General features: G+C 67.9%; 24 protein-coding genes and 1 tRNA gene. 12 read left to right on the plus strand and 13 right to left on the minus strand.

The features are described 5' to 3' along the window. The first annotated feature begins 4 nt into the window (after positions 1 to 4). The 3 genes from ACZYRS_RS02695 (at position 5) to ACZYRS_RS02705 (ending at position 1,577) form a co-directional block, all read left to right on the plus strand. Positions 5 to 994: a DNA-directed RNA polymerase subunit alpha gene (locus tag ACZYRS_RS02695; protein WP_009124827.1), complete on the plus strand. Its 990-nt coding sequence runs from the start codon at positions 5 to 7 to the stop codon at positions 992 to 994. Positions 995 to 1,083: 89 nt separating this feature from the next. Continuing rightward, positions 1,084 to 1,482 (plus strand): 50S ribosomal protein L17, encoded by a 399-nt coding sequence (gene rplQ, locus ACZYRS_RS02700; protein ID WP_093436362.1) that lies wholly within the window; start codon positions 1,084 to 1,086, stop codon positions 1,480 to 1,482. An 18-nt stretch (positions 1,483 to 1,500) separates the two neighbouring features. Next, positions 1,501 to 1,577 (plus strand) — tRNA-Met (locus tag ACZYRS_RS02705). Between the two features lie 110 nt (positions 1,578 to 1,687). On the opposite strand, the gene ACZYRS_RS02710 is transcribed toward ACZYRS_RS02705, so the two are convergent. Then, entirely contained in the window at positions 1,688 to 2,335 is a 648-nt protein-coding gene (locus tag ACZYRS_RS02710) for an HD domain-containing protein (RefSeq protein ID WP_463418022.1), read from the minus strand. Positions 2,336 to 2,450: 115 nt separating this feature from the next. Between ACZYRS_RS02710 and ACZYRS_RS02715 the strand changes: the two genes are divergently transcribed. Next, entirely contained in the window at positions 2,451 to 3,425 is a 975-nt protein-coding gene (locus ACZYRS_RS02715) for a GlxA family transcriptional regulator (RefSeq protein ID WP_463418023.1), read from the plus strand. Between the two features lie 21 nt (positions 3,426 to 3,446). Here ACZYRS_RS02715 and ACZYRS_RS02720 read toward each other — a convergent pair whose 3' ends face one another. Genes ACZYRS_RS02720 through ACZYRS_RS02745 form a run of 6 tightly spaced genes read right to left on the minus strand, consistent with a single transcriptional unit; the run spans position 3,447 to position 10,387 of the window. Continuing rightward, entirely contained in the window at positions 3,447 to 3,845 is a 399-nt protein-coding gene (locus ACZYRS_RS02720; RefSeq protein ID WP_198789697.1) for a RidA family protein, read from the minus strand. Then, positions 3,842 to 5,467 carry an AMP-binding protein gene (locus tag ACZYRS_RS02725; protein ID WP_463418024.1) on the minus strand — a complete coding sequence of 542 codons (1,626 nt, stop codon included), beginning with the start codon at positions 5,465 to 5,467 and terminating at the stop codon, positions 3,842 to 3,844. Before ACZYRS_RS02725 ends, ACZYRS_RS02720 begins: the two co-directional genes overlap by 4 nt. A gap of 5 nt (positions 5,468 to 5,472) precedes the next feature. Beyond that, entirely contained in the window at positions 5,473 to 6,666 is a 1,194-nt protein-coding gene (locus tag ACZYRS_RS02730; protein ID WP_463418025.1) for an acyl-CoA dehydrogenase family protein, read from the minus strand. Positions 6,667 to 6,670: 4 nt separating this feature from the next. Then, on the minus strand, positions 6,671 to 7,525 hold the full coding sequence (locus ACZYRS_RS02735; RefSeq protein WP_176661738.1) for an enoyl-CoA hydratase family protein: 855 nt from the start codon (positions 7,523 to 7,525) through the stop codon (positions 6,671 to 6,673). Continuing rightward, positions 7,522 to 8,001, minus strand: a complete 480-nt coding sequence (locus ACZYRS_RS02740; RefSeq protein ID WP_198789701.1) for a MarR family winged helix-turn-helix transcriptional regulator — start codon at positions 7,999 to 8,001, stop codon at positions 7,522 to 7,524. The genes ACZYRS_RS02735 and ACZYRS_RS02740 overlap by 4 nt, the downstream gene beginning before the upstream one ends. Position 8,002: 1 nt before the next feature. Continuing rightward, positions 8,003 to 10,387, minus strand: a complete 2,385-nt coding sequence (locus ACZYRS_RS02745) for a bifunctional salicylyl-CoA 5-hydroxylase/oxidoreductase (RefSeq protein ID WP_463418026.1) — start codon at positions 10,385 to 10,387, stop codon at positions 8,003 to 8,005. A gap of 115 nt (positions 10,388 to 10,502) precedes the next feature. On the opposite strand from ACZYRS_RS02745, the gene ACZYRS_RS02750 reads away from it, so the two are divergent. Both ACZYRS_RS02750 and ACZYRS_RS02755 read left to right on the plus strand, forming a co-directional pair. Then, positions 10,503 to 11,774, plus strand: coding sequence for a class I SAM-dependent methyltransferase (locus tag ACZYRS_RS02750; protein WP_463418027.1), 1,272 nt, complete (start codon positions 10,503 to 10,505; stop codon positions 11,772 to 11,774). 11 nt (positions 11,775 to 11,785) lie between these two features. Beyond that, complete coding sequence (locus tag ACZYRS_RS02755; RefSeq protein WP_198789704.1) at positions 11,786 to 12,109, plus strand: DUF1840 domain-containing protein; 324 nt, start codon at positions 11,786 to 11,788, stop codon at positions 12,107 to 12,109. A 4-nt stretch (positions 12,110 to 12,113) separates the two neighbouring features. Here the strand turns inward: ACZYRS_RS02755 and ACZYRS_RS02760 are convergent, their stop codons facing one another. Then, positions 12,114 to 13,133, minus strand: coding sequence for a Bug family tripartite tricarboxylate transporter substrate binding protein (locus tag ACZYRS_RS02760; RefSeq protein ID WP_463418028.1), 1,020 nt, complete (start codon positions 13,131 to 13,133; stop codon positions 12,114 to 12,116). A 64-nt stretch (positions 13,134 to 13,197) separates the two neighbouring features. Further along, on the minus strand, positions 13,198 to 14,124 hold the full coding sequence (locus ACZYRS_RS02765; RefSeq protein WP_463418029.1) for a LysR family transcriptional regulator: 927 nt from the start codon (positions 14,122 to 14,124) through the stop codon (positions 13,198 to 13,200). Between the two features lie 122 nt (positions 14,125 to 14,246). On the opposite strand from ACZYRS_RS02765, the gene ACZYRS_RS02770 reads away from it, so the two are divergent. Beyond that, positions 14,247 to 15,014 (plus strand): SDR family oxidoreductase, encoded by a 768-nt coding sequence (locus ACZYRS_RS02770; protein WP_463418030.1) that lies wholly within the window; start codon positions 14,247 to 14,249, stop codon positions 15,012 to 15,014. A 16-nt stretch (positions 15,015 to 15,030) separates the two neighbouring features. Here ACZYRS_RS02770 and ACZYRS_RS02775 read toward each other — a convergent pair whose 3' ends face one another. From ACZYRS_RS02775 to ACZYRS_RS02785, 3 genes are all read right to left on the minus strand, one after another. Next, the gene (locus tag ACZYRS_RS02775) at positions 15,031 to 15,996 is read right to left on the minus strand and encodes an alpha-ketoacid dehydrogenase subunit beta (protein WP_463418031.1); all 966 of its coding nucleotides are present in this window, start codon (positions 15,994 to 15,996) and stop codon (positions 15,031 to 15,033) included. Next, positions 15,987 to 17,084: a thiamine pyrophosphate-dependent dehydrogenase E1 component subunit alpha gene (locus tag ACZYRS_RS02780; RefSeq protein WP_463418032.1), complete on the minus strand. Its 1,098-nt coding sequence runs from the start codon at positions 17,082 to 17,084 to the stop codon at positions 15,987 to 15,989. The genes ACZYRS_RS02775 and ACZYRS_RS02780 overlap by 10 nt, the downstream gene beginning before the upstream one ends. 68 nt (positions 17,085 to 17,152) lie before the next feature. Next, positions 17,153 to 17,569 carry a surface-adhesin E family protein gene (locus ACZYRS_RS02785; protein ID WP_463418033.1) on the minus strand — a complete coding sequence of 139 codons (417 nt, stop codon included), beginning with the start codon at positions 17,567 to 17,569 and terminating at the stop codon, positions 17,153 to 17,155. Positions 17,570 to 17,786: 217 nt separating this feature from the next. Between ACZYRS_RS02785 and xylF the strand changes: the two genes are divergently transcribed. The 5 genes from xylF to ACZYRS_RS02810 all read left to right on the plus strand — a co-directional run bounded on the left by xylF (position 17,787) and on the right by ACZYRS_RS02810 (position 24,672). Next, a complete protein-coding gene (xylF, locus tag ACZYRS_RS02790; RefSeq protein WP_013544086.1) occupies positions 17,787 to 18,809 on the plus strand; it encodes a D-xylose ABC transporter substrate-binding protein in 1,023 nt (340 codons plus the stop codon). Between the two features lie 132 nt (positions 18,810 to 18,941). Continuing rightward, a complete protein-coding gene (locus ACZYRS_RS02795; RefSeq protein WP_463418034.1) occupies positions 18,942 to 20,132 on the plus strand; it encodes a sugar ABC transporter permease in 1,191 nt (396 codons plus the stop codon). Position 20,133: 1 nt separating this feature from the next. Beyond that, complete coding sequence (locus tag ACZYRS_RS02800; protein ID WP_463418035.1) at positions 20,134 to 20,940, plus strand: ATP-binding cassette domain-containing protein; 807 nt, start codon at positions 20,134 to 20,136, stop codon at positions 20,938 to 20,940. A gap of 19 nt (positions 20,941 to 20,959) precedes the next feature. Next, positions 20,960 to 22,126, plus strand: a complete 1,167-nt coding sequence (locus ACZYRS_RS02805) for an ROK family transcriptional regulator (protein WP_463418036.1) — start codon at positions 20,960 to 20,962, stop codon at positions 22,124 to 22,126. Positions 22,127 to 22,194: 68 nt separating this feature from the next. Next, positions 22,195 to 24,672 carry a glucose/quinate/shikimate family membrane-bound PQQ-dependent dehydrogenase gene (locus tag ACZYRS_RS02810; RefSeq protein WP_463418037.1) on the plus strand — a complete coding sequence of 826 codons (2,478 nt, stop codon included), beginning with the start codon at positions 22,195 to 22,197 and terminating at the stop codon, positions 24,670 to 24,672. A 43-nt stretch (positions 24,673 to 24,715) separates the two neighbouring features. On the opposite strand, the gene ACZYRS_RS02815 is transcribed toward ACZYRS_RS02810, so the two are convergent. Further along, positions 24,716 to 25,717, minus strand: coding sequence for a Bug family tripartite tricarboxylate transporter substrate binding protein (locus tag ACZYRS_RS02815; RefSeq protein ID WP_463418038.1), 1,002 nt, complete (start codon positions 25,715 to 25,717; stop codon positions 24,716 to 24,718). Positions 25,718 to 25,742 lie beyond the last annotated feature (25 nt).

Raw genomic sequence — 25,742 nt, forward strand, 5'->3', positions numbered from 1 at the left:
CTGCATGCAAACCACCCTGCTGAAACCCAAGACCATTCAGGTCGAGCAACTTGCCGCCAACAAGGCCAAGGTGACGCTCGAGCCTTTCGAGCGCGGCTACGGCCACACGCTCGGCAACGCGCTGCGTCGCGTTCTGCTGTCGTCCATGGTCGGCTACTCGGCCACCGAAGTCACGATCGCTGGCGTTCTGCATGAGTACTCGTCGATCGACGGCGTGCAGGAAGATGTCGTCAACATCCTTCTGAACCTCAAGGGCGTGGTGTTCAAGCTCCACAACCGCGACGAAGTCACGCTGAGCCTGCGCAAGGACGGCGAAGGCCCGGTCCTCGCATCGGACATCCAGACGCCGCACGACGTCGAGATCATCAATCCTGACCACGTGATCGCGCACCTGTCGCAAGGCGGCAAGCTCGACATGCAGATCAAGGTCGAAAAGGGCCGCGGCTACGTGCCCGGCACGATGCGCCGCTACGCCGACGAGCCGACCAAGTCGATTGGCCGCATCGTTCTGGACGCGTCGTTCTCGCCCGTCAAGCGCGTGAGCTACACCGTTGAAAGCGCCCGCGTCGAACAGCGTACCGACCTGGACAAGCTCCTGGTCGAGATCGAAACCAACGGTGCCATCACCGCTGAAGATGCGGTTCGCGCCTCGGCTAAAATCCTGGTCGAGCAGCTCGCAGTGTTCGCGCAACTCGAAGGCGGCGAACTGGCTGCATTCGATGCACCGGCACCGCGCAGCGCACAGCAATTCGATCCGATCCTGCTGCGCCCTGTCGACGAGCTCGAGCTCACCGTGCGTTCGGCCAACTGCCTGAAGGCCGAAAACATCTACTACATCGGTGACCTGATCCAGCGCACCGAGAACGAGCTGCTCAAGACCCCGAACCTGGGTCGCAAGTCGCTCAACGAAATCAAGGAAGTCCTCGCTTCGCGCGGCCTGACCTTGGGTATGAAGCTTGAAAGCTGGCCGCCGGCCGGTCTCGACAAGCGTTGATTTTTGTTTTTTGAATTGAGCCCCTGAGGGCTCGTGCCCGGGCAGTACCTGATACGGCTGCCTGTTTAATAAAGTAAAGGAAAAGCACCATGCGTCACGGACACGGACTTCGCAAACTCAACCGCACCAGCTCGCACCGCCTTGCGATGCTGCAGAACATGATGAATTCGCTCATCGAGCACGAAGTCATCAAGACCACGGTCCCCAAGGCCAAGGAACTGCGCCGCGTCATCGAACCGATGATCACGCTCGCCAAGAAGCCCACGCTCGCCAACAAGCGCCTGGCCTTCGACCGCCTGCGCGACCGCGACAGCGTCGTCAAGCTCTTCGCCGATCTGGGCCCGCGTTTCGCGGCACGTCCGGGCGGCTATACGCGCATCCTGAAGATGGGTTTCCGCGTTGGCGACAATGCACCCATGGCCCTCGTCGAACTGGTCGACCGTCCTGAAATTAAAGAAGCAGATGCCGACCAAGGCGCTGCAGAATAAGTTATAATTCCATCTTGCCGCGCGATGGAGCAGCCTGGTAGCTCGTTGGGCTCATAACCCAAAGGTCGCAAGTTCAAATCTTGCTCGCGCAACCAATTTAAAAGGCCCTTTGAATTTCAAAGGGCCTTTTTTCTTGGGTCGGAAAATTGAATGAATGAAGCCCTCGCAATGAGGGCTTTTTTATTTCCCCGATTTCCCCGATTTCTCAGCCGTGCCAAGCCGAGCAGCGAATCACGCTGCAGAAATTGCCGCGGTGGAAGTGCGGCTCCTTGTCCGCAATCACATCGGCCTTCACGTTGCCGGAGGTGGTCTCCGGCTTGTGCTTGATGCCGTCGTAGAAGGCCTGGATGATGTCCTCCTTGAAGTGTTCGGTGCGCGGGTGTGCATGCACGACCTGCGTACGCTCGGCCTCGCTGTACTCCGGGTAAGTCAGGCCCAGCACGTCCATCTCGACCCCAGCCGTCACCAGCGCCACGACCGGGTCCATGTGCTGCGGAATCCCCGGTGTCGTGTGCAGCGCGATCGCCGTCCAGACCAGGTCGACATCCTGCTGCGAGATCCCGTGGCCGCGCAGGAAATCGCGCGCCACATTGGCCCCGTCGACCTCGAAGCGCTCGTTCGTGCTGCTGTGCGCCTTCACCAGCCCCATGTCGTGGAACATCGCGCCGGCGTAGAGCAGCTCCGGATCGAACGTGAGGCCGCGGCGCTTGCCGGCCAGCGCGCCGAAGTAATAGACCCGGCTGGAGTGGTGAAACAGCAGCGAGGGCACCGTGTCGCGAACTACTTCGGTGATCTCGCGCGCGAGCTTGCTGTCGGGGATGCGGACCCCGTCGATCGTCGTCGTCAAAGCCATGTGGATTTCTCCTGTGAGTGTGGGAACAACTTTAGGAGTCGGCTACAGTGTCTTCAATGGACGTGAGGCGGCAAATTCTGCCATTGCGTCCCCGAAAGAGACACGGAGAACAGCCATGCCCACCACCAAGACCATCGCGATCCTCGCCATGCCCGGCGTCCAGCTGCTGGACGTCTCCGGCCCGCTCGACGTGTTCGCCGAGGCGAACGTGCAGGCACGCACCGAGGCCTACCGGCTGCGCGTCATCGCGAGCCAGCCCGGCGCGATCCGCAGTTCATCGGGCGTGCGGCTCATGCCCGACGCCGTCATCGGCGAGGACATCGACGAGCCGATCCACACGCTCCTGGTGGCCGGCACGCCGCATGCCGCGAGCGCGGCAACCAACCTCGATGTCACCGCGTGGCTGCGCAAGCTCACGCCCAAGGCGCGCCGCTTTGGCTCGGTCTGCAGCGGCGCCTTCGTGCTGGCGCAGGCGGGGTTGCTCAACGGCAGGCGGGTCACAACACACTGGGCGGTGGCCGATCAGTTGGCACAAGCTTTCCCCGCAGTGCAGGTCGATGCCGATGCCATCCATGTGCGCGACGGGCGACTGCGCACCGCCGCCGGCGTGACCGCGGGCCTGGACCTGTCGCTCGCGCTCGTCGAGGAAGATCTCGGCCGAGAGGTCGCCATGAAAGTCGCCGCCCAGCTCGTGATGTTCTTCAAGCGCCCGGGCGGCCAGATGCAGTTCAGCCGCAAGGGCGAAGCCGCGCCCACGGGCCGATCGGCTTTGCAGGAAGTTCAGCGCTGGATCGCGGCGAACCCCGCGGAAGACCACAGCGTCGCCCACCTGGCCGGGCGCATGAGCCTGAGCCCTCGCCACTTCGCGCGGCTCTTCACGCAAGAGGTCGGCGCGACACCCGCAGCCTGGGTCGAGGGCATTCGAGTTTCCGCCGCACGGCGCCTGCTCGAGGCCGGGGATGCCGCGCCGAAACAGGTGGCGGCCCAATGCGGATTCGCCGATGCCGACACCTTGCGGCGCGCGTTCCAGCGCCAGGTCGGCATCACGCCGGCGGAGTACCGCAAGCGCTACGCGCACGCCGTCGGCTGACGGCATGGCGAAAAGAAACGATCAGTCCGGAATGACCGCCGTGACCTCGATCTCGACCTTCGCGCGGTGCTCGACCAGCGCCGCCACCTGCACGCAGGTCATCGCCGGAAAGTTGCGCCCCATCGCATCGCGATAGACCGGGCCCAGCTCGGCCAAGCGGCGGCTGTACTCGTCGCGGTCCGTCACGTACCAGGTCATGCGCACCATGTGCTCCGGGCCCGCGCCGCCCGCGCGCAGCACCTCGGCGATGTTGCGCAGCGCCAGGCCGCACTGGTCGATGAAGTCGTCCGACTCGAACTGCTGTTGCGCATTCCATCCGATCTGGCCGCCGATGAACAGCATCGTGCCGCGCGCGGCGACACCGTTCGCATAGCCCTTGGGGGGCAGCCAGCCTTCGGGCTGCAGGAGTTTGTTCATCATGATGTGGTGCCGTTGAGTTGTCTCAGTTTGAATCGCTGGAGCTTGCCGGTTTCCGTGCGCGGCAACACCGCCACGAACTCGATCTCCCGCGGGTATTTGAAGGGCGCGATGCTGGCCTTCACATGGTCCTGCAGCGCCTTCACGAGCGCCGCATCGCCTTCGTTGCCGGGCTTGAGCACGCAGAAGGCCTTCACGATCATCCCGCGGTCCGCATCGGGCTTGCCGATCACGCCGCACTCGGCCACCGCGGGGTGCTTGAGCAGCGCATCCTCGACTTCCGGGCCACCGACGTTGTAGCCGGCGGTGATGATCATGTCGTCGGCGCGCGCCTGGTAGAAGAAGTAGCCGTCGTCGTCCTGCACGAACGAGTCGCCGGGGTAGTTCCAGCCGTTCTTCACGTAGTCGGCCTGGCGTGGATCGTCCAGATAGCGGCAGCCGACCGGCCCCTGCAGCGCGAGCTTGCCGACGGTGCCATGCGGCACTTCGTTGCCCTTGTCGTCCACCACCTTCGCGGTGAAGCCGGGCACCGCCTTGCCGACCGCGCCCTTGCGCACGTCGGCGCCCGCGGCGGAAATGTAGATGTGGAACACCTCGGTGCCGCCGATGCCGTCGAGCATCTCGATGCCGGTGGCGTCCTTCCAGAGCTGGCGCGTCGCATCGGGCAGGGCCTCGCCCGCGCTCACGCTGATGCGCAGGCTCGGCATGCCGTGCTGCTTCACGAACGGCGCCATCTGGCGGTAGAACGTGGGTGCCGTGTAGCAGAGGGTCGCGCCGACTTCGTTGATGAGCTTGACCAGCCCCTCGGGCGTGAACGGCGCATCGGCGAAATACACCGAAGCGCCAGCCCACATCGGGAACACCAGCAGCCCGCCGAGCCCGAAGGTGAAGGCCAGCGGCGGCGAGCCCACCACGATGTCGTCGCTGCGCGCCTTGAGCACGTGGCGCGGCCAGGTCTCGCACATCGCGAGCACGTCGCGGTGCGTGGTGACGGGTGCCTTGGGCTTGCCCGTGGTGCCCGACGTGAACGCAAGCAGCGCGATGTCGTCGGCCGCCGTGGGGCATGCGGTGAACACGCCGCTCTTGCCGGCCGCGCGCGCGGAGAGCGAGTCCGCCGCATCGGGCTTGTTGAATGCGATCACCGTCGCAAGCACCGGATGCTCTTTCTGCGCGGTCACCAATTCATCGAGCAGGCGGCCGTCGCACAGCGCGGCCACGGGCTGCGCTTTCTCGATGATGTCGCCGAGTTCCTTCGCGCGCAGCAGCGGCATCGTCGCCACCGCGATCAATCCGGCCTTCACCACCGCGAGCCACGCGAGCGCCATCGCCACCGAGTTGCCGCCGCGCAGCAGCACGCGGTTGCCGGGCACGAGCCCGAGGTCTTCGGTCAGCACCTGCGCGATGCGGTTGACCTCGACGGCAGCCTGGCTGTACGTGAGCGTGCCGGCCGGCGAGCGCAGCATCGGCTTGTCGCCGAAGCCCTTGGCATCGGCCTTGTCCAGCAGCTCCTCCACGAGGTTCAGCTGGTCGGGCAACTGCAGCTCGGGCAGGTCATAGCGAAACACCGGCAACTGCGCGGCGGGCGGCAGGCGGTCGTGAACGAAGCGGTCGACTTGGGCAGACACGGTATTTATCCCCGCAGAACGGATTTGCCAATGATCAGTTGTTGGACTTCCGTCGCGCCTTCGTAGATGCGCAGCGAACGGATGTCGCGGTAGAGGCTTTCAATCTTCGTGCCAACCTTCACGCCGAGGCCGCCGTGCATCTGCAGCGCCATGTCGATCACGCGGCTCGCGTTTTCGGTGGCGCACATCTTGGCCATCGCCGCGGCTGCGGACACATCGCCCACGGCAGCCGCCCCGCGTTGCTCGGCGTCGTCGCGCATCCACGCGGCGCGGTAGGTCAGCAGTGCGGCACTGTCGATCAACGCGGCCATCTCGCCGAGCTTGGCCTGCGTGAGCTGGAAGTCCGCGAGCGTCTGGCCGAACATGCGGCGGCTCTTCGCATGCGCGATGGCTTCGGCGAGCGCGCGACGGCCCATGCCGAGTGCCGCGGCCGCAACCGATGCACGGAAGATGTCGAGCGTGCGCATCGCGAGCTTGAAGCCGCCGTTCAGGTCGCCCAGCTGCGCGGTGCGCGGCACGACGCAGTTCTCGAAGCGCAGCGTGGCTAGCGGATGCGGCGCCATCACGTCGATGTGCTCGGAGGTATCCAGGCCCGGCGTCGTCGCATCGACGATGAACACCGTGATGCCGCGCGTGCCGCCTGTCGGATCGGTCTTGGCGAACACGCAATAGAAGTCGGCGATGCCGCCGTTGCTGATCCAGGTCTTCGTACCGTTCAGCAGCCAGCCATCGGCCGTGGGTTCGGCGCGCATGGCCATCGCGGCCACGTCGGAGCCCGCATCGGGTTCGCTCAATGCGAAGGCCGCGATCTTCTCGCCCTTGCCGACCGCGGTCAGATATGTCGATTGCTGCTCCGGCGTACCCGCGAGCGTGATCGCGCCGCTGCCCAGCCCCTGCATCGCAAAGGCGAAGTCGGCCAGCGGCGAGTGGTAGCCGAGCGTCTCGCGCAGCAGCACCAGCGCGCGCGAATCGAGGCGCTCCAGCGCACCGCCCGCGCTGCCGGGCACCGCGTAGCGCAGCCAGCCGCCATCGCCCAGGCGGCGCACCCATTCGCGGCAGGCCGCGCGGTCGTCGCGTTCGTCGATCTCCTGTTCTGCGCACCACGGCAGCAGGTCGCGTGCGAGCGCGCGATGCGCTTCGTCGAAGAAGGGCAGCGCGAGGTGCGCGGTCGAAGGCGGCGCGGGAATCTTCGTCATCATGGCTTCAGTCCCCACCGAACACGGGCTTGCGCTTGGCCGCGAAGGCTTCGTAGGCGCGCTTGAAGTCCTCGGTCTGCATGCAGATCGCCTGCGCCTGCGCCTCGGCCTCGATCGCCTGGTCGATGGTCATCGACCATTCCTGCGCGAGCATCGTCTTGGTCATGCCGTGCGCGAAGCTCGGGCCTTCGGCCAGTTCGCGCGCCATCTTGGTGGCGGCCTCGAGCAGCGCGTCGCTTTCGTGCAGCGCGTTGAAGAAGCCCCAGGCGTGACCTTCCTGCGCCGTCATCGCGCGGCCGGTGAAGAGCAGTTCCGACGCACGGCCCTGGCCGATCACGCGCGGCAGCAGTGCGCATGCGCCCATGTCCGCGCCGGCCAGGCCCACGCGGGTGAAGAGGAACGCGGTGCGCGTGGCCGGCGAGCCGTAGCGCAGGTCGCAGGCCAGCGCGATCATCGCGCCGGCACCGGCGCACACGCCGTCGATGGCGCCCACGATCGGCTGCGGGCAGGCGCGGATCGCCTTCACCAGGTCGCCGGTCATGCGCGTGAACTCGAGCAGCTCAGGCATGCGCATGCCCGTGAGCGGTCCGATGATCTCGTGCACGTCGCCGCCCGAGCAGAAATTGCCGCCCGCGCCGGTGACGACGATCGCCTTCACGTCGGTTGCGTAGTTCAACGCGCGGAACAGGTCGCGCAGCTCGGCGTACGAATCGAAGGTCAGCGGGTTCTTGCGCTCGGGGCGGTTCAGCGTGACGGTGCCGACGCCGGCCTCGTAGCTCCATGCAAAGTGCTCGGCCTTGTAGGCTGCCTTCGCCTCGAACTGGGCGCGCATGGGATTGCCTGCGCCGATGTAGTGCTTCATGGGGTCTCCGCCATCGATTGGTTGTGTGAGTGTTGCTTCACCTTGCCGAGCAGCTTGTGCAGCTGCGCGATCTCCTTGCTGCTGAGGCCCGCGAAGGCCTCGACGATCCAGTCTTCGTGCTGCTGCGCCATCTCGTGAAAGAGCTTGCGGCCGCGCGCGGTGAGGCGCACGCGCCAGGCACGCCGGTCGCCCTCGACGTTGATGCGCTCGACCACGCCTTCGGTCACCAGCTGGTCGGTGATGCCGGTGACGTTGCCGCCCGTCACCATCATCCGGCGCGAGAGCTCGTTCATCTTCAGGCCCTCGGGCGAGCGCTCCAGTTGCGACATGAGATCGAAGCGCGGCAGCGTGGTGGCGAACTGCGAGCGCAACTCGTTGCGCACCTGCTTCTCGATCAGCTGGGTGCAGGTGAGCAACCGCAGCCAGAGCCGCAGGGCTTCGGGGTGTTCGCTGTGCGCGCGCGCTTCGAGGTCCATGTCAGTGTGTCTCCTCGGGGTTCGGCGCGGCGGCCATCGCGGCATTTGCCGCGGCGATCTGCTGCTGCTTGGCGATCTCGCGGTACATCTGGTCGCGGCCGCTCAGGTATTGCTTGGGCCAGTCGACATCGCGGCTCTGCAGCTTGGCCGCTTCGTGCAGCGTCCATGCGGGGTCCGCGAGGTGCGGGCGCGCGATGGCGCAGAGGTCGGCGCGGCCGGCCGCGATGATGCTGTTGGCCTGGTCCGCCTCGGTGATCGCGCCCACCGCGATGGTGGCGATGCCGACCTCGTTGCGGATGCGGTCGGAGAACGGCGTCTGGTACATGCGGCCATACACCGGCTTGGCGGCGCGCGTTGTCTGGCCCGACGACACGTCGATGAAATCGGCGCCGGCCTCCTTGAAGAGCCGCGCGACGATGACTGCGTCCGCATCGGTGTTGCCGCCGGGCGCCCAGTCGTGCGCGGAGATGCGCACGCTCATCGGCTTGTCCGCGGGCCACACGGCGCGCATCGCGCGGAACACTTCGAGCGGATAGCGGCAGCGCGCTTCGATGTCGCCGCCGTACTCGTCGGTGCGCTGGTTGGTGAGCGGGCTGATGAAGGCCGACAGCAGGTAGCCGTGTGCGCAGTGCAACTCGAGCCAATCGAAGCCGCACTCGACGGTGCGGCGGGTCGAATCGACGAACTGGTCGCGCAGCGTGTCCATCTCGGCGCGCGTGATGGCGGCGGGCAACTGGTTCTGTTCGCCATAGGGCAGCGCGCTGGCGCCGAGCACCGGCCAGTTGCCGTCTTCGAGCGGCTCGTCCGTGCCTTCCCAGCCGACGCGCGTGGAGCCCTTCGGGCCGCTGTGGCCGAGCTGCATCGCGATCTTCGCGCTCGACTGGCCGTGCACGAAATCGACGATGCGCTTGAAGGCCGCCTGCTGCGCGTCGTTGTAGAGGCCGGTGCAGGCCGGCGTGATGCGACCCTCGGGCGTCGGGCTCGTCATCTCGACGAACACCATCGCGGCGCCGCCGAGCGCGCGCGCGCCCAGGTGCACCAGCAAAAAGTCTTGCGGCACGCCGTCGACCGCGCTGTAGGTGGCCATCGGCGAGACCAGGATGCGGTTCTTCAACGTGAGCCCGCGCACCTTGTAGGGCATGAGCATCGGCGCCATCGCCTTGCCGCCCGCGAGCCACTGCTCGTAGCCGCCGAGCCATTGCGTATCGCGCACGCGCAGGTTCTCGTGGCTGATGCGCTGCGAGCGCGTGAGCAGCGAATAGGCGAACTGCTCGATCTGCATGCCGGTGTAGCGCGGCACGTTCTCGAACCATTCGGTGGAGTTGCGCGCGGCGTTCTGGATCTTCAGCACCTCGACGCTGCGACGCGCCTCATAGCCTTCGAGCACGTGGTCGAGCGTGCCGCCCTGCTCGAACTCGTTCGCGAGGTCGATCGCGTCTTCCAGCGCGAGCTTGGTGCCCGAGCCGATCGAGAAGTGCGCCGTGTGCGCGGCATCGCCCATCAGCACCACGGGCACCGAGCGGCCTTCGACGTCGATGCGGTGCGTCCAGCGTTCGCACACCACGCGCGGAAAGCGGATCCAGTTGGCCGAGCCGCGCAGGTGCGTGGCGTTGCTGATGAGCGCGTGGCCGCCCAGGTACTTGGCGAACAGCTTCTCGCAGAAGGCGACGGCCTCGGGCTGCTCCATCTGGTCCAGGCCGTGGGCCTTCCATACGGCTTCGGGCGTCTCGACGATGAAGGTGGAGGTCTTGTCGTCGAACTGGTAGGCGTGCGCCTGGAACCAGCCGTGCTCGGTCTCTTCGAAGGCGAAGGTGAAGGCGTCGAAGGTCTGGTGCGTGCCCAGCCACACGAAGCGACAGTTGCGCAGGTCCACGTCGGGCTTGAACACATCGGCGTAGCGCTGGCGGATGCGGCTGTTGAGACCGTCGCTCGCGATCACGAGGTCGGCCTTGTATTGCGCGGCGATCGCCTGGTCGTCGGTGGCGTCGGTCTCGAACACGAGGTCCACGCCCAGCGCGAGGCAGCGCTCCTGCAGGATGTTCAGCAGGCGCTTGCGCCCGATGCCGCAGAAGCCGTGGCCGCCCGAGCGCACCTGGCGGCCCTTGAAGAAGACCTGGATGTCGTCCCAGTGATGGAACTCGTTGCCGATCAGCGCCGCGGTGTCGGCATCGGCGGCCCGGAGGTTGCCCAGCGTCTGGTCGCTCAGCACCACGCCCCAGCCGAAGGTGTCGAAGGGCCGGTTGCGCTCCACCACCGTGATCTGCAACGCGGGGTTGCGCGCCTTCATCAACAGGGCGAAATACAGGCCTGCCGGCCCACCGCCGATGCACAGGATGCGTTGGAGGTCCGCGGCGGGAGCGGGTTTGACCGGGCTGAGGCTGTTCATGGTTGAATAGTTTAGACATAAACAATCTGCTGTCAATGCTGGTTTCGTAACGGGCCCCGGGAGGCCGGCGCGGGGAGGGATGCAAACACTTGCAAAAATCAATACCATGGGCCCCATGCAAAACTTGATACCCAAGATCGAGTCGCAGCTGGCTTCGCTGCCTGTCCCCATCGCGCTGGAACTGCCGGATGGCCGGCGCGTTGCCCAGGCGGGAGCCCGCGTCACGCTGGCTTTCAAGGAATGGACGGTGCTGGCCAAGCTGGCCGCCCGGCAGGTCGGGGCCATCGGGGAGGCCTATGTCGAGGGCAAGGTGCAGATCGAAGGCGCCATGCGCGACCTGATCGACGCCACCGTCGGCATGCTGCCCGGCAACCCGGCCGAAACCGACACCGGCTGGTGGAGCCGCCTGCAGCACCGGGCCAAGTCGCACGGCTCGCATTCGCTGCGCAAGGACGCGGCGCAGATCGAGTTCCACTACGACGTCTCGGACGACTTCTACGCGCTCTGGCTCGATGCGCGCCGGGTCTATTCATGCGCCTACTTCCGCACGCCCGAGCTCACGCTGGCCCAGGCGCAGGAAGCCAAGCTCGACCACATCTGCAAGAAGCTCATGCTCCAGCCGGGCGAGCGCTACCTGGACGTCGGCTCGGGCTGGGGCGCGCTCCTCCTGTGGGCCGCGGAGCACTACGGCGTCGATGCGACCGGCATCACGCTGTCGAAGAACCAGCATGCCTACGTGCAGCGCCTGATCCAAGAGAAGGGCCTGCAGGGCCGCGTGCGCGTCGAGTTGCGCGACTACCGGGAGCTCTCGGCCGAGCAGCCCTTCGACAAGATCTCCTCGGTCGGCATGTTCGAGCACGTGGGCGCGGCCAACATGCCGACGTACTTCCGTAAGATCCATTCGCTCCTGAAGCCCGGCGGCCTGGTGCTCAACCATGGCATCACCTCGGGCGAGCTCAACTACCGCCAGCTCGGCGCGGGCATGGGCGATTTCATCGAGAAGTACATCTTCCCCGGCGGCGAGCTGCTGCACGTGACGCACGTGCTGCGCGAGACGGCCGCCGCGGGCCTGGAGATGGTCGACACCGAGAGCCTGCGCCCGCACTATGCGCGCACGCTCTGGGCCTGGTCCGACGCGCTCGAGGCGCAGCTGGACACCGCGCGCGAGGTGCTGCAGCGCAGCGGCGGCCGCCAGGGCGAGAACGCCGAGCGCGTGCTGCGCGCCTACCGCCTGTATCTGGCGGGCTCGGCCATGAGCTTCGAGCAGGGATGGATCTCCTTGCATCAGATGTTGTCGACAAAGCCTGACGGCAATGTAGGGCGCGCGGGCGTCTTGCGCGGTGCGCAATCGGTGTACCCTTTTGCCCGTGACTACATCTACAAGTGAGTGAAAAAAACATGCTCTATCGTTTCAAGTCCCGGGCCTCTCCTGATTTCGTGATGCTCGAAGTGCATGCGCGCCAACTGCTCGACATCGTCGGCAAGTCGCCGGCGCCGCAGGGCATCATCACGGTCGAGCAGATTCCCGGCGCCATCGCCGCGCTCGAGGCCGCGTTGACGCGCGAGGGCAGCAACAGCCACAACAACGACGACTACGCCGTCGAAGGCCACACCAGCGATGCCGAGAAGCAGCATGTAGGACTGCACCAGCGTGCAGCGCCCCTGCTTCACATGCTCAAGGACTCGCAGGCCGACAACAAGGACGTGACCTGGAGCACCTGAAGCGTCAGTCCACTTTAGCGCCGGAGTCCTTGACGACCTTCGCCCACTTCACATGCTCGCTCGCAATGAGCTTGGTGAAGTCGGCCGGCGAATTGCCGCTCGGGATCGCACCCTGCGCGAGCATCTTCTCCTTGATGGCGGGCGTGCCGAGCGACTTGGCCACTTCCTGCTGAATCCGGTTCACGATTTCGGGCGAGGTGCCGGCCGGCGCCAGGAGGCCGAACCACGAGCTCGCCTCGAAGCCCTTGAGCGTCGGGCCGCCCGCTTCTTCCACCGTCGGAAGGTCGGGCAGCGCCGGCGAGCGCTGCGCGCTGGTCACGGCCAGCGCGGTGAGCTTGCCGCCCTTGATCTGCGCCATCGACGAGGGCAGGTTGTCGAACATCACGTCGGCATTGCCGCCCACCATGTCCAGCAGCGCCGGGCCCGAGCCCTTGTACGGAATGTGGGCCATGAAGGTGCCCGTCATGCTCTTGAAGAGCTCGCCCGCCAGGTGGATCGAGGTGCCGCTGCCGCTCGAAGCCATGTTCAGCTTGCCGGGGTTCGCCTTGGCGTACTTGATGAAGTCCTGCACGTTGTGGATGTTCAGCGTCTTGGCTTTCTCGGCATTCATTTCCATCACGTTCGGCACGGCGGCCACCAGCGTGATCGGCACGAAGTCCTTGATCGGATCGAAGGGCAGCTTGGGGTACAGCGCGCGGTTGATGCCGTGCGTACCCACCGTGCCCATCAGGAGCGTGTAGCCGTCGTTGGGCGCGCGCGCCACGAGCTCGGCGCCCACGTTGCCGCCCGCGCCCGCGCGGTTGTCCACGATGAACTGCTGGCCGAACGCCTTGGAGAGCTCGGGCGCGACAGCGCGCGCCAGGATGTCGGTGGTGCCGCCGGCCGCGAAGGGCACGACGATGCGCACGGGCTTGGTCGGCCAGGTGCCCTGGGCCCAGGCAGCGGGCGCCGCGAGGGCGATGGCTGCTGCAGCGGCCGACGCCGTCAGCGCGGCCCGGCGATTCGTTTTGAAAGATAAGTTCATGCGCGTGTTTGTACAGGTGAACCCCGCCCGCCGCCGCGAGTGAAAACCCCGGGAATCGACGCCTTCAGGACACTTGCATTCGCTGCGAAAACCGTTCGCTGTGGAATCGTTCCAGCACGAAGTCCACAAACACCCGCGTTTTCGGCGGCAGCAGCTTCTTGCTCGGGTAGTAGAGCCACACCACGCCCGCATCGAAATGCCATTCGGGCAGCAGCCGCACCAGCTCGCCGGTGCGAAGGCCCCGCTCGACGAAAGGCATCGGCAGCATCGCCGCGCCCAGCCCCAGCATCGCCGCCTGCGCGATCGCCTCGGGGTCGTTGAAGATCGCGCGCGGCCGCGGCAGCTCCACCGTGGCCTGCTGGCCGTTCGCGTGCTGCAGCGTCCAGCTGCGCAGCCGCCCGGTGGGCGAGGAGCGCCGCAGCAGCGCGTCGAGCGTCGCCAGGTCCGCGGGCTGCGCGGGCATCTCGCGCCCCGCCAGGTAGGCCGGCGACGCCACCGCCACCACGTGGATGCGCGAGAGCTCCCGCGCCACCACGCCGGGAGACAGCTCGATGCCGCCGCCGATGGCCGCGTCGAAGCCTTCGCCGATCAGGTCCACCTGCTGGTTGTCGAAGTACCAGTCGGGCAGGATGGCCGGGTAGCGCGCGAGAAAGTCGCCCATCATCGGCAGCACGTGCTCGCGCCCGAAGGCCTGGCCCATGCTCACCTTCAGCGTGCCGGCCGGCTGACCGTCGTCTTTCGAGAGACCCGCCACCGCCTCCTGTAGCGTGGCGAGCGGTGCGCCGATCTGCGCCAGGAAGCGCTCCCCGCCCTCGGTCAGCGTGAGCCGCCGCGTGCTGCGCTGGAACAGCCGCACGCCCAGCCGTGCTTCGAGCCGCGCCACGTTCTTGCTGACCGCCGCCGGCGTGAGCCCCAGGCGCCGCGCGGCCGCCGAGAAGCTGCCGCTTTCGGCGCTCTGCACGAAGGATTCGAGGTGATTGAGCGGTTCCATGCGCCCATTTTCGATCTCATCTTCAACTTTGGGTTGAATTTGATTGCACCGATTGATGGCTACCGGAGAAGGAGTGGAATCCCGACACTGAAGTCATTCCTCCACTGAACAACGGAAAAATCATGGCTTCCACCACCACTTCCTCTTCCTCCCCCGTTTTGGCCGGCAAGGTCGCCTTCGTCACCGGCGGCTCGCGCGGCATCGGCGCGGCCATCGTGCGGCGCCTGGTGCGCGACGGTGCCGCCGTGGCCTTCAGCTACAGCAGCGCCGCCGCCCCGGCCGACGAGCTGGTCCGCAGCATCCAGTCCGAAGGCGGCCGCGCGCTCGCGCTGAAGATCGACAGCGCCGACGCCGCGGCCCTCACCGCCGGCATCGACGAAGCGGCCCGCACGCTCGGCAAGATCGACATCCTGGTGAACAACGCCGGCGTGTTCCTGGGCGGCGCACTGGACGACTTCTCGCTCGAAGACTTCGACAAGACGCTCGCCGTCAACGTGCGCGCCGTGTTCGTCGCGGCCAAGGCGGCCTCGCGCCACATGGGCGAAGGCGGCCGCGTCATCAACATCGGCAGCACCAACGCCGAGCGCATGCCCTGGCCCGGCGGCGCGGCCTACGCGATGAGCAAGTCGGCGCTCAAGGGCCTGGTGCAAGGCCTGGCGCGCGACCTCGGCCCGCGCGGCATCACCGTCAACAACGTGCAGCCCGGCCCGGTCAACACCGACATGAACCCGGTCGACGGCCCGAACGCCGCCGCGATGCACGGCCTGATGGCGCTGCCGCGCCACGGCCACCCCGACGAAATCGCGAGCATGGTGGCGTACCTGGCCAGCCCCGAAGCGGCCTTCGTGACCGGTGCGAGCCTGAACATCGACGGCGGCTTCGCCGCCTGAGGTCAGACCCGCAAGCTCAGGCCAGCAGCTTCTTCGCGGTGGCCACGATGGCCTCCGCGCCGATGCGCGACTGCGCCTCCAGCACCGGCGCATAGCCGACCGGAATGCGCGGCGCGCCGAGCCGCGCGATGCGGCAGCCCGTGGCCTCCGCGGCGCTCGCCGCGATCTCCGCGCCGAAGCCCGCGGCCTGCACCGCCTCGTGCACCACCAGCAACCGCCCGGTGCGCGCGCACGATGAAAGCACCGTCTCGCGGTCCCACGGCCACAGCGTGCGCAGGTCGATCAGATCGACTGCGATGCCTTCGGCCGCGAGCGCATCGCACGCCGCGGCGCAGGCCTGCATCTGCCGGCTCCAGCTCACGAGCGTGAGCGCGTTGCCTTCGCGCACGCGCGCCGCCTTGCCGAGCGGCACGGCGATGTCTTCGTCCACCTCGCCGCGCAGGCCCCACAGCGTCTTGTGCTCGATGTAGACCACCGGGTCGCCGCACTGCAGCGCCGAGCGCAGCAGCCCGTAGTTGTCCTGCGGCGTCGAGGGGCTCACCACCACCACGCCCGGCAGGTGCGCAAACCACGCTTCGAGCGATTGCGAATGCTGCGCGGCCGACGCGTCCCAGATGCCGCCCGGCATGCGCGCCACCAGTGGCACGCGGCCCTGGCCGCCGAACATGAAGCGGTTCTTGGCGGCTTGGTTCACCAGCTCGTCCATGCCGCAGAGCGCGAAGTCGACCACGCGCATTTCCACCACCGGCCGCAGCCCCGCGAGCGCCATGCCCACGCCGGCGCCCATGATCGCGGCCTCGCTGATCGGCGTGTCGATCACGCGCTCGGCGCCGAAGCGTTCCTGCAGCCCCTTGTACTGGCCGAAGATGCCGCCGCGGCCGACGTCTTCGCCGAGCACGACCACGCGTGCATCGGCTTCCATCTCGCGCTGCACCGCGAGCACGGCGGCCTCGGAATAACTCAGTTCCTTGCTCAATGCCATTGGCCTGCTCCGGTGGTCTGCACGTCGGTGAAGGCGGCGCTCGCCTCCGGCCAGGGCGCGGCATCGGCGACGGCCAGCGCGGTGTCGACTTCGTCGCGCGCCGCGTTCTCGATGGCATCGAGCGTGGCCGCGCTCACGCCGGCCGAGAGCAGGTGGCCGCGCGTGCGCGCGATCGGATCGGTCTCCAGCGCCGCGGCCAGTTCGGCCGGGTCGCGGTACGCCGCGAGATCGACCGACACATGCCCCTTCACGCGGTACGTCAGCGCATGCAGCAGGCGCGGCCCGGCGCCGCCGCGCACTTCGTCCACGAGCCGCGCGGCGGCCGCGTGCACCGCGAACACGTCGTTGCCATCGACCTGCGTGGCTGCGATGTCCATCGACATGGCGCGCGCCGAGGCGCCGTCGCCCGCCGTCATCGGGCCGCTCGCGGTGGTCGCGCTCCAGCGGTTGTCCTCGCAGACGAAGAGCACCGGCAGCGCGTACACGCGCGCCCAGTTCAGTGCTTCGAGAAAGGGCCCGCGGTTGATCGCGCCGTCGCCGAAGAAGCAGACCGTGATGTCGTCGCCCACACTGTGGCCCCCTGGCTCCGGCAAGCCGGGACCTCCCCCCGAGGGGGGCAAGGCGGCTTGGGAGCGGCCCTGCGCCGCCTTCATGAGCTTCTGCGCATGCGCCGCGCCGACCGCGATCGGCAGCCCCGCCGCCACCACGCCGTTGGCGCCCAGCATGCCGACGGAAAAATCCGCGATGTGCATCGAGCCGCCCTTGCCGCCGTTGAAGCCCGTGGCCTTGCCGAAGAGCTCGCACATCATGCGGGTGAGGTCCGCGCCCTTGGCCAGCGTGTGGCCGTGGCCGCGGTGGGTGGAGGTGAGGTAGTCGCTCGTGCGCAGGTGCGCGCACACGCCTGCGGGCACGGCCTCCTGCCCGGTCGAGAGGTGCAGCGGGCCGCGCACCTTGGCGGCGCCGCCGGCCTGCTGGCCATAAGCGCTCACCCCTCCCTGGCTGGCCGTCTCGGCGGCGTTCTCGAAGGCGCGGATGCGCACCATCGTGCGGTAGAGCGCCTCACCGGCGCCGGATGTGCTCGAGTCCATCTTGTCTCCAGCGCCTCTGGAATGGGCGCGTGACAAAAATCGTATCAGTATCGAACGGCAGGACGGATCTAGCTCGACCGGCATGCGGCGCGCACGATGCGCGCCGTCGGGTTCTGCTTCATGTCGCGAAAGAGCATGGGCTTGGGCGCATTGCCGTAGTCTGCAACATGGTGCGGCTCGCCCTGCCACAACGGCTCGATGTAGAAGCGCGCGGCCACGTAGGAGGCGCGCCGCGCCTGGCAGTCGAACACCACGCGCGATTCGTAGGAGCGGTAGGGCACGCCGTCCCAGTTGGTGCGCGGCGTGGCGCGGCTCACGCGCAGGTTCATGCCCTGCCGCGCAGGTTCGGCCGACGCGGCGCCGGACGGATCGACCTGCACGGTGTCGGTCGCCTTGTCCAGCGGATCGCCCACCACCGTGAACCACGCGGACTGCGCATGGGCCATGCCGCCAAGCAGGCCGATTGCCACCAACCAGTACTTCACGCCATCGCTCCGAAAAGAAGGGCACGGGTGCGTGCCGGGCTCAAAAAAAGCCGACCTTGCCGGCCGGCCGCTGAAACATCAATTTACCGTTTTTCGCGGCGCGTGCCTGTCGGACGGCACCGCTCGGGGAATTCCCCGATGCAATCCCCCGGCCTCGATGGGATAGTTAGTTCGCCCTTCAAACTAACTATTTTCTTACACGGCAGGAGAGACACCGATGCAACTCAAACAAACTTTGGCCGCCATGGCCTTCGGCCTCACCGCCGTGAGCGCACTGGCCCAGACCGTGGTCGGCGTGAGCTGGTCCAACTTCCAGGAAGAGCGCTGGAAGACCGACGAGGCGGCCATCAAGGCGCAGCTGGAAAAGCTGGGCGCCAAGTACATCAGCGCCGATGCGGGCGGCTCGCCCGAGAAGCAACTGGGCGACATCGAGGGCCTGATGTCCAAGGGCGCCAAGGCGCTCATCGTGCTCGCGATGGACAAGGACGCCATCCTGCCGGCCATCACCAAGGCCACGCGCCAGAAGGTGCCCGTGGTCGCGTACGACCGCCTGATCGAGGCGCCCGGCGTCTTCTACATCACCTTCGACAACGTCGAGGTCGGCCGCATGGAGGCGCGCGAGGTGCTCAAGGTCAAGCCCAAGGGCAACTACGTGATCATCAAGGGCTCGCCGAGCGACCCCAATGCCGACTTCCTGCGCGCGGGCCAGCAGGAGGTGCTGGAGCCCTCCGTGAAGAAGGGCGACATCAAGATCGTCGGCGACGAATACACCGAAGGCTGGAAGCCCGAGGTCGCGCAGAAGAACATGGAGCAGATCCTCACCAAGAACGCCAACAAGGTCGACGCGGTGGTGGCTGCCAACGACGGCACCGCCGGCGGCGCGGTCGCCGCGCTCACGGCCAAGGGCCTGCGCGGCGTGCCGGTGTCGGGCCAGGACGCGGACTTCGCGGCGCTCAACCGCATCGCGCTGGGCACGCAGACGGCCACCATCTTCAAGGACTCGCGCGAGCTCGGCCGCGAAGCCGCCAGCGCGGCCATCGCGCTCTCGCAGGGCAAGCCGGTCGAGAAGGCCGCGCAGTGGAACTCGGGCCCGAAGAAGGTCGCGCTCTCCTCGCGCCTGCTCACGCCCGTGCCGGTCACGCGCGACAACCTGGACGTCGTGGTCAAGGCCGGCTGGATCAAGAAGGACGAGCTCTGCAAGGGCGTCCCGGCGGCCAGCGCGCCCGCGGCCTGCAAGTAAGCGCGCCGAGCCAGTCGTCCATCCGCGCGATGCATGCGTCAGGCCGGGCTCCCAAAGCCCGGCCGGGACGCCCACGCGCATCTGCTGAATTCGCTGGATCCGCTGGATCGGCTTTGAGGGGGTATCCAAGAAATGAGCAATGAAACTCCGGGATGGTGGCGCCGCACGGGCGTCGACCTGCGCCTGATATTGATGTGCGTGCTGCTGGTGGTCATGGCGGTGGCCTTCAGCGTCATGTCGGGCGGCGTGTTTCTCTCGCCCGAGAATCTCTACAACGTCGCGCAGCAGACCGCCGTGGTGGGCATCGTCTCCACCGTGATGGTGCTGATCATCGTGGCGCGCCACATCGACCTGTCGGTCGGCTCGGTGATGGGCTTCGTGGGCGTGCTCATCGCGTACCTGCAATACACCTCGGGCTGGTCGTGGCCCACGGCCTGCCTCGCGGGGCTTGCGGTCGCGCTGCTCGTGTCGATCTATCAGGGATGGCTCACCGCGGTGCTCGGCGTGCCCTCGTTCGTGGTCACGCTCGGCGGCCTCATGTCGTTCCGCGGCGCGGCCTTCCTCGTGGCCGACGGCAAGACGCAGCCGGTGAACGACGAATTCTTCCAGCGCCTGGGCGGCGGCTACGACGGCGGCGTCGGCACCACCGCGAGCTGGGTGATCGCCGCGCTGGTGGCGCTCGTGCTCTTCGGGCGCATGGTGCAGAAGCGCTGCGCGCGCCAGCGCTACGAGATGCCCACCGAGCCGCTGTGGCTGGACGTGCTCATCACGGCCGTGCCGGTGGCGGTGGTCGTCGGCTTCGCGGCGGTCATGAACAACTACCAGATATCGTCCAAGTCGGAGCCGCAGGGCATTCCGATTCCGGTGCTGATCTGGGCGGTGGTGGCCATCGTGCTGTCGTTCATCGTGCACCGCACGCGCTTCGGGCGCTATGTGTTCGCGATGGGCGGCAACCCCGATGCGGCCGCGCTCGTGGGCATTCCGGTCAAGCGCGTGACGCTGATGCTCTTCGCGCTGCTGGCGGTGCTGGTCACCGTCGCGGCCATCGTGTCGATCGCGCGGCTCAACGCCGGCACCAACTCGCTGGGCACGGGCATGGAGCTCTACGTGATCGCGGCGGCCGTCATCGGCGGCACGGCGCTCGCGGGCGGCAGCGGCTCGATCTTCGGCTCGGTGCTGGGCGCGCTCATCATGCAGTCGCTGGACAGCGGCATGCTGCTGCTCGACGTGCCCATCGGCAAGCGCATGGTCATCATCGGCCAGGTGCTGATCGTGGCGGTGGTGTTCGACGTGCTCTATCGCCGCAAGTTCGGAGAGAACTGACATGGACACCATCGACACCTCCAAGCCCCTCGTCGAACTGCGCGAGATCCGCAAGGCCTTCGGCGGCGTCAAGGCCGTGGACGGCGTGAGCGTGAACCTCTACCCCGGCGAAGTGGTGGCGCTCCTGGGCCACAACGGCGCGGGCAAGTCCACGCTCATGAAGATGCTCGCGGGCGCCTACCCCATCGACTCGGGCGACACGCTCATCGCGGGCGAGAAGGTCAACATCCGCACGCCCGCCGAAGCGCAGGCGCAGGGCATCGAGACCATCTACCAGACGCTCGCGCTCGCCGACAACCTCGACTCGGTGTCCAACCTCTTTCTCGGCCGCGAGAAGATGACGCGCTGGAACACGCTGGACGACCACTTCATGGAAGTGCAGGCGCGCAAGGTGTTCCATCGCCTGAACAAGAACTTCACCAACATCCGCGTGCCGGTGCGCCGGCTCTCGGGTGGGCAGCGGCAGGTGGTGGCGATCTCGCGGGCGCTCTATTTCAACGCGCGCATCCTCATCATGGACGAGCCCTGCGCGGCGCTCGGCCCTGAAGAAACCGCGATGGTCGGCGGCCTCGTGAAGCAGCTCAAGGCCGACGGCGTGGGCATCTTCCTCATCACGCACGACATGCCCGACGTGTTCTCGCTGAGCGACCGCCTCGCGGTCATGAAGAACGGCAAGCTCGTGGGCACCTACCGCACCGAGGACGCGACCGAGGACGAAGTGCTCGGGATGATCATCGCGGGCAAGCGCCCCGAAGGCAAAGCGCAGGCGCACCACGCGGCATCGGCCGCAGCCGTGACCGCGGTCTGATTCCGACCCGCCTCGCGACATGAAGACCATCGGCGACCAGCAGCTCCTGAAGCGCATGAACCGCAGCGTGCTGCTGCGGCTGCTGCGCGCGCAGCCGGGGCTCTCGCGCGCGCGGCTGGCCACCGAGAGCGGCCTCACGAAATCCACCGTGAGCCTCTTGGTGCGGGAGCTGCTCGACGAAGGCTGGCTCAAGGAGTCCGATGCGGCCGTGAACGATGGCCTGGGCCGCCCCTCGACGCCGCTGCAGATCGACGTTGGCGTGCGCGCACTGATGGGCGTGGAGATCGCGGTGGAGACCGTGCGGCTCGTGTGCGTCTCGCTGCAGGGCGAGGTGCTGTACTCCAACACCCACGCGCTCACCGACGGCTCGCCCGCCGGCGTGTGCGCGCAGGTCGCGCACATGGCTTCGGCGGCGCACAGGCAGCTCGACGCGCTGGGCCTGCGGCTCTCCAGCATCGGCGTGTGCGTGCCGGGCGCGGTGGACGATTGCACCGGCGTCGTGCGCTTCGCGCCCAACCTCGGCTGGCGCAACGTGAGCCTCTTGCCCGCGCTCGAGAAATCGTTCGCCACCGCGGGCCTGCCCGGCGTCACCGTGCAACTGCAGAACGATGCCGATGCGGCCGTGCTCGGCGAATACGAATTCGCCGCGGGCGAGGGCGAGGACCCGCTCATCTTCGTGAGCTGCGACGTCGGCGTGGGCGCGGGCGTGATCCTGAACGACCGCCTCTTCACTGGCGCGCAGGGCATGGCCGGCGAGATCGGCCACACCATCCTCGAGCTCGATGGCCCGCTGTGCTCGTGCGGCCGCCGGGGCTGCGCCGAAGCCTTCTTCGGCTCGCGCACGCTGGAGCGCGAAGGCGTGGACATGCCACGCGCCGCGGCCTTCTTCGGCGTGCTGCTGCAGAACCTGTGGGTGACCTTCAATCCGCGCGCGATCGTGCTCGGCGGCAAGTCGTGCGCGGCACATCGCGGCTTCGTGCAGGCCGCGTTCGAGGCCGTGAAGCGCCATGCCGATGGCGCGGGCATGCCGGCGCCCGAGTTGCGCACTGCGCGCTACGAAGAACTCGCGCCCGCGGTCGGCGCCGCGGCGCTCGCGCTGCACGAATACTTAAGGCCGCTGCAACCCGATGCGCGAACGCGGCGCGCGCGCGCCGAGCGCGCCGAGCGCGTTTTTGCTGCCGCCTGAGCCTTCGGCCTACGCGCGCCGCGCGATCGATGCCCTAACGTCTTGACTCTGCCCCGGGAGTCCAAGACATGACGCGTTCCTCCGCCCAGTTCACCCAGCCCGCCGAGTCCTCGTCGCCCTCCACATTGCTTGTCGTGATCGCGGTGCTCCTGGGCCTTGCGGGCCTCGCGCTCGCGGTCGCCGGCGCATGGCTCATCGTGCTCGGGGGCTCGTGGTACTACCTTGTCGCGGGGCTCGGGCTCATCGCCTCGGCGCTGCTCCTCAAGCGCGGCGGCGGCATCGGGCTGCTGTACTACGCGGCGGTGGTCCTGCTCACGCTGGTGTGGGCGTTGTGGGAAGTGGGCTTCGACTGGTGGCCGCTGGCCGCGCGCGGCGATGTGTTCTTCGTGGTCGGCCTGTTCCTGCTTTCGCCGTGGGTGGCGCGCGCGCTCGCGCGGCGCGATGCGACGGGCATCGGCCGCACGCGCGCCGTGCTCGGCGTGGTGCTCGCGGCCTTCCTGCTGGCGGCGGTGTTCTCGTGGACGCGCGAGCCCGGGCGCATCGAGGGCATCGCGCCATTGCCCGATGCGTCCAACAGCGCAACAGCCGCCGCGCTCGCCAGCCCGCCCGCGCCGAAGGACGACTGGACCGCCTACGGCGGCACCGGCTTCGGCCAGCGCTACTCGGCGCTCGACCAGATCACGCCGGCCAACGTCGGGCAGCTCGAAGAGGCCTGGCACTTCCGCACCGGCGACGTGCGAGGCCAGCCCGGCGACCCGGAGGAGACGACCTTCGAGGTCACGCCGCTGAAGATCGGCGAGCGGCTCTTTCTCTGCACGCCGCACCAGGCGGTGATCGCGCTCAACGCGACGACCGGCGAGCAGATCTGGCGCTACACGCCCGAGGTCCAGAAGTCGCTCGCGCTGCAGCACCTGACCTGTCGCGGGCTCTCCTACTACGCGGGGAGCGCGGCGCAACCTGCTGCTGCAGCGACGTCATCGCCATCGCCTGCACCTTCGGCACCGGCACCGGCACCGGCAGGCGCGTGCGACGCCAAGCTGTTCATGCCCACCGCCGATGGCCGCGTCATCGCGCTCGACCCCGACAGCGGCAAGCCCTGCATGGCATTCGGCGGCGGCAGCGGCCAGATCGACCTCTGGAAGAACATGCCCAACGTCAAGGCAGGCTCCTACTACTCGACCTCGCCGGTGGTGGTGACGCGCTCGCTCATCGTGGTCGGCGGCACGGTGCTGGACAACGTCTCGACCCAGGAAACCTCGGGCGTGATCCGCGCCTTCGACGTGAACACCGGCGCACTCGTGTGGAACTGGGATTCGGGCAACCCCGAGGAAACCGCGCCCATCGCGGCCGACCGCACCTACACCGTCAACTCGCCCAACAGCTGGTCGATCTCCAGCGTGGACGAGGCGCTGGGGCTGGTCTACGTGCCCACGGGCAACCAGCCGCCGGACCAGTGGGGCGGCAAGCGCACCGAGGGCGCGGAGCGCTATTCGTCGTCGGTGGTGGCGCTCGATCTGGCGAGCGGCCGCGTGCGCTGGAGCTTCCAGACGGTGCACCACGACCTCTGGGACTACGACGTGCCCGCGCAGCCCAGCCTCATCGATCTGCGCGTGGGCAGCGAAACCATTCCGGCGCTGGTGCAGCCGACCAAGCAGGGCGAGCTCTTCGTGCTCGACCGGCGCAACGGCAAGCCCATCGTGCCGGTGAACGAGCGGCCCGCGCCGCAGGGCGCGGCCACGGGCGACCGCACCGCGCCGACGCAGCCGGTGTCGGGGCTCTCGTTCGATCCGCCCGCGCTGAAGCCATCGGACATGTGGGGCGGCACGATCTTCGACCAGCTGGCCTGCCGCATCGCGTTCCACCGGCTGCGCTACGAAGGCCGCTTCACGCCGCCGTCCACGCAGGGCTCGCTCATCTATCCGGGCAACTTCGGCGTCTTCAACTGGGGCAGCATCGCGGTCGATCCGCAACGGCAGATCGCCTTCACCACGCCCGCGTCGCTGGCCTTCGTCTCCAGGCTCGTGCCGCGCGCGGACGACACCACGCTGTACGTGCAAGGCAAGGACCGTCCGAACGACAGCCTGCCCGCGCTCAACGAGAACTTCGGCGCGCCGTTCGCGATCAAGCTCAGCGCGTTCACCTCGGTGCTCGGCCTGCCGTGCCAGGCGCCGCCGTGGGGCCACGTGGCGGGCGCGGACCTGCGCAGCGGCAAGGTCATCTGGATGCACAAGAACGGCACGGTGCGCGACAGCTCGCCGCTGCCATTGCCGTTCGCGATGGGCGTGCCGAATCTGGGCGGACCGGTGATGACCGCGGGCGGCGTCGCGTTCCTCTCGGGCACGCTCGACCAGTACGTGCGCGGCTACGACGTGGGCAACGGCAAGGAGCTCTGGCGCAGCCGGCTGCCCGCGGGCGGTCAGGCCACGCCGATGACCTACCGCGGCAGCGACGGCCGGCAGTACGTGCTGGTGGCGGCCGGCGGACACGGCTCGCTCGGCACGCGCACGGGCGACCATGTGATCGCGTACGCGCTGCCCAAGCGATAGACGCGACCTGCGCGACCTGCGCGACCCGCGCCCGGACCGGCGCTCAGTCGAGCTGCAATCCCGCCTCCTGCGCCGCCTTGGGCAGGATGGCCAGCTCGCGCTTGAGCACCTCGGCGAAAGCCTCGGGCGTGTTGCCGGTCGCCGGTGCCACGCCGCCCAGTTCATTCAGGCGTTTGCGGAAAGCCGGCTCGGCGGTGATCTTTGCGATCTTCTCGCCCAGCAGCTTGACGACCGGCGCGGGCGTCTTCGCGGGCGCCACCACGCCGAACCACACATCGAAGTCCACGCCGCCCGGCACGCCCTGCTCGGTGAGCGTCGGAACGTCGGGCCACAGCTCGGAGCGGCCGTTGCGCAACTGCCCGATGGCCTTGAGCTTGCCCGACTGGATGAAGCTGCGCACGTCGCCGGTGCCCAGCAGGCCCCAGGTCACTTCGCTGGCCATCAGGGCCTGCACCAGCGGCGCGCCGCCCTTGTAGGGCACGTGCGTGAAGTTGCCGTCGGCGTTGGCGTTGAAGGCTTCCGATGCCAGGTGCGACAGCCCGCCCGCGCCGGCCGATCCGTAGGGCAAGCCGCCCTTGCCGGCCTTCTTGCCCGCAGCCAGCAGCTCCTGCACGTTCTTGTAGGGCGACTTCTCGGGCACCACCAGCAGCAGCGGCGCGAGCGACACACGCGACACCGGCACGAAGTCCGAGGCCTGGAAGCCCGCCTTCTTGTAGATGACCGGGTTGATCGACAGCATGCCCGTGAGCGTCACCGCCAGGGTGTGGCCATCGGGCGCGCTCTGCGCCACGTTGATCATGGCGATGTTGCCGCCCGCGCCGGGGCGGTTCTCCACCACCACGGTCTGCCCGAGCTCTTCCTGCAGGCGCGGGCTCAGCATGCGCGCGGCCACGTCGGTCGCGCCGCCCGGCGGATAAGGAACCACCAGGCGGATCGGCTTGGTCGGATAGGTGCCGGCGTCGCCTTGCGCCATGGCGAAAGTGCCCAGGCCCAGGGCCAGTGTTCCTGCCGCGACGGCACGGCCGATGAGGGTGAGAGTACGCACGTTGTTGCTCCTGGTTTTTCTGGGG

It is taken from the genome of Variovorax sp. AC194, assembly GCF_979257995.1.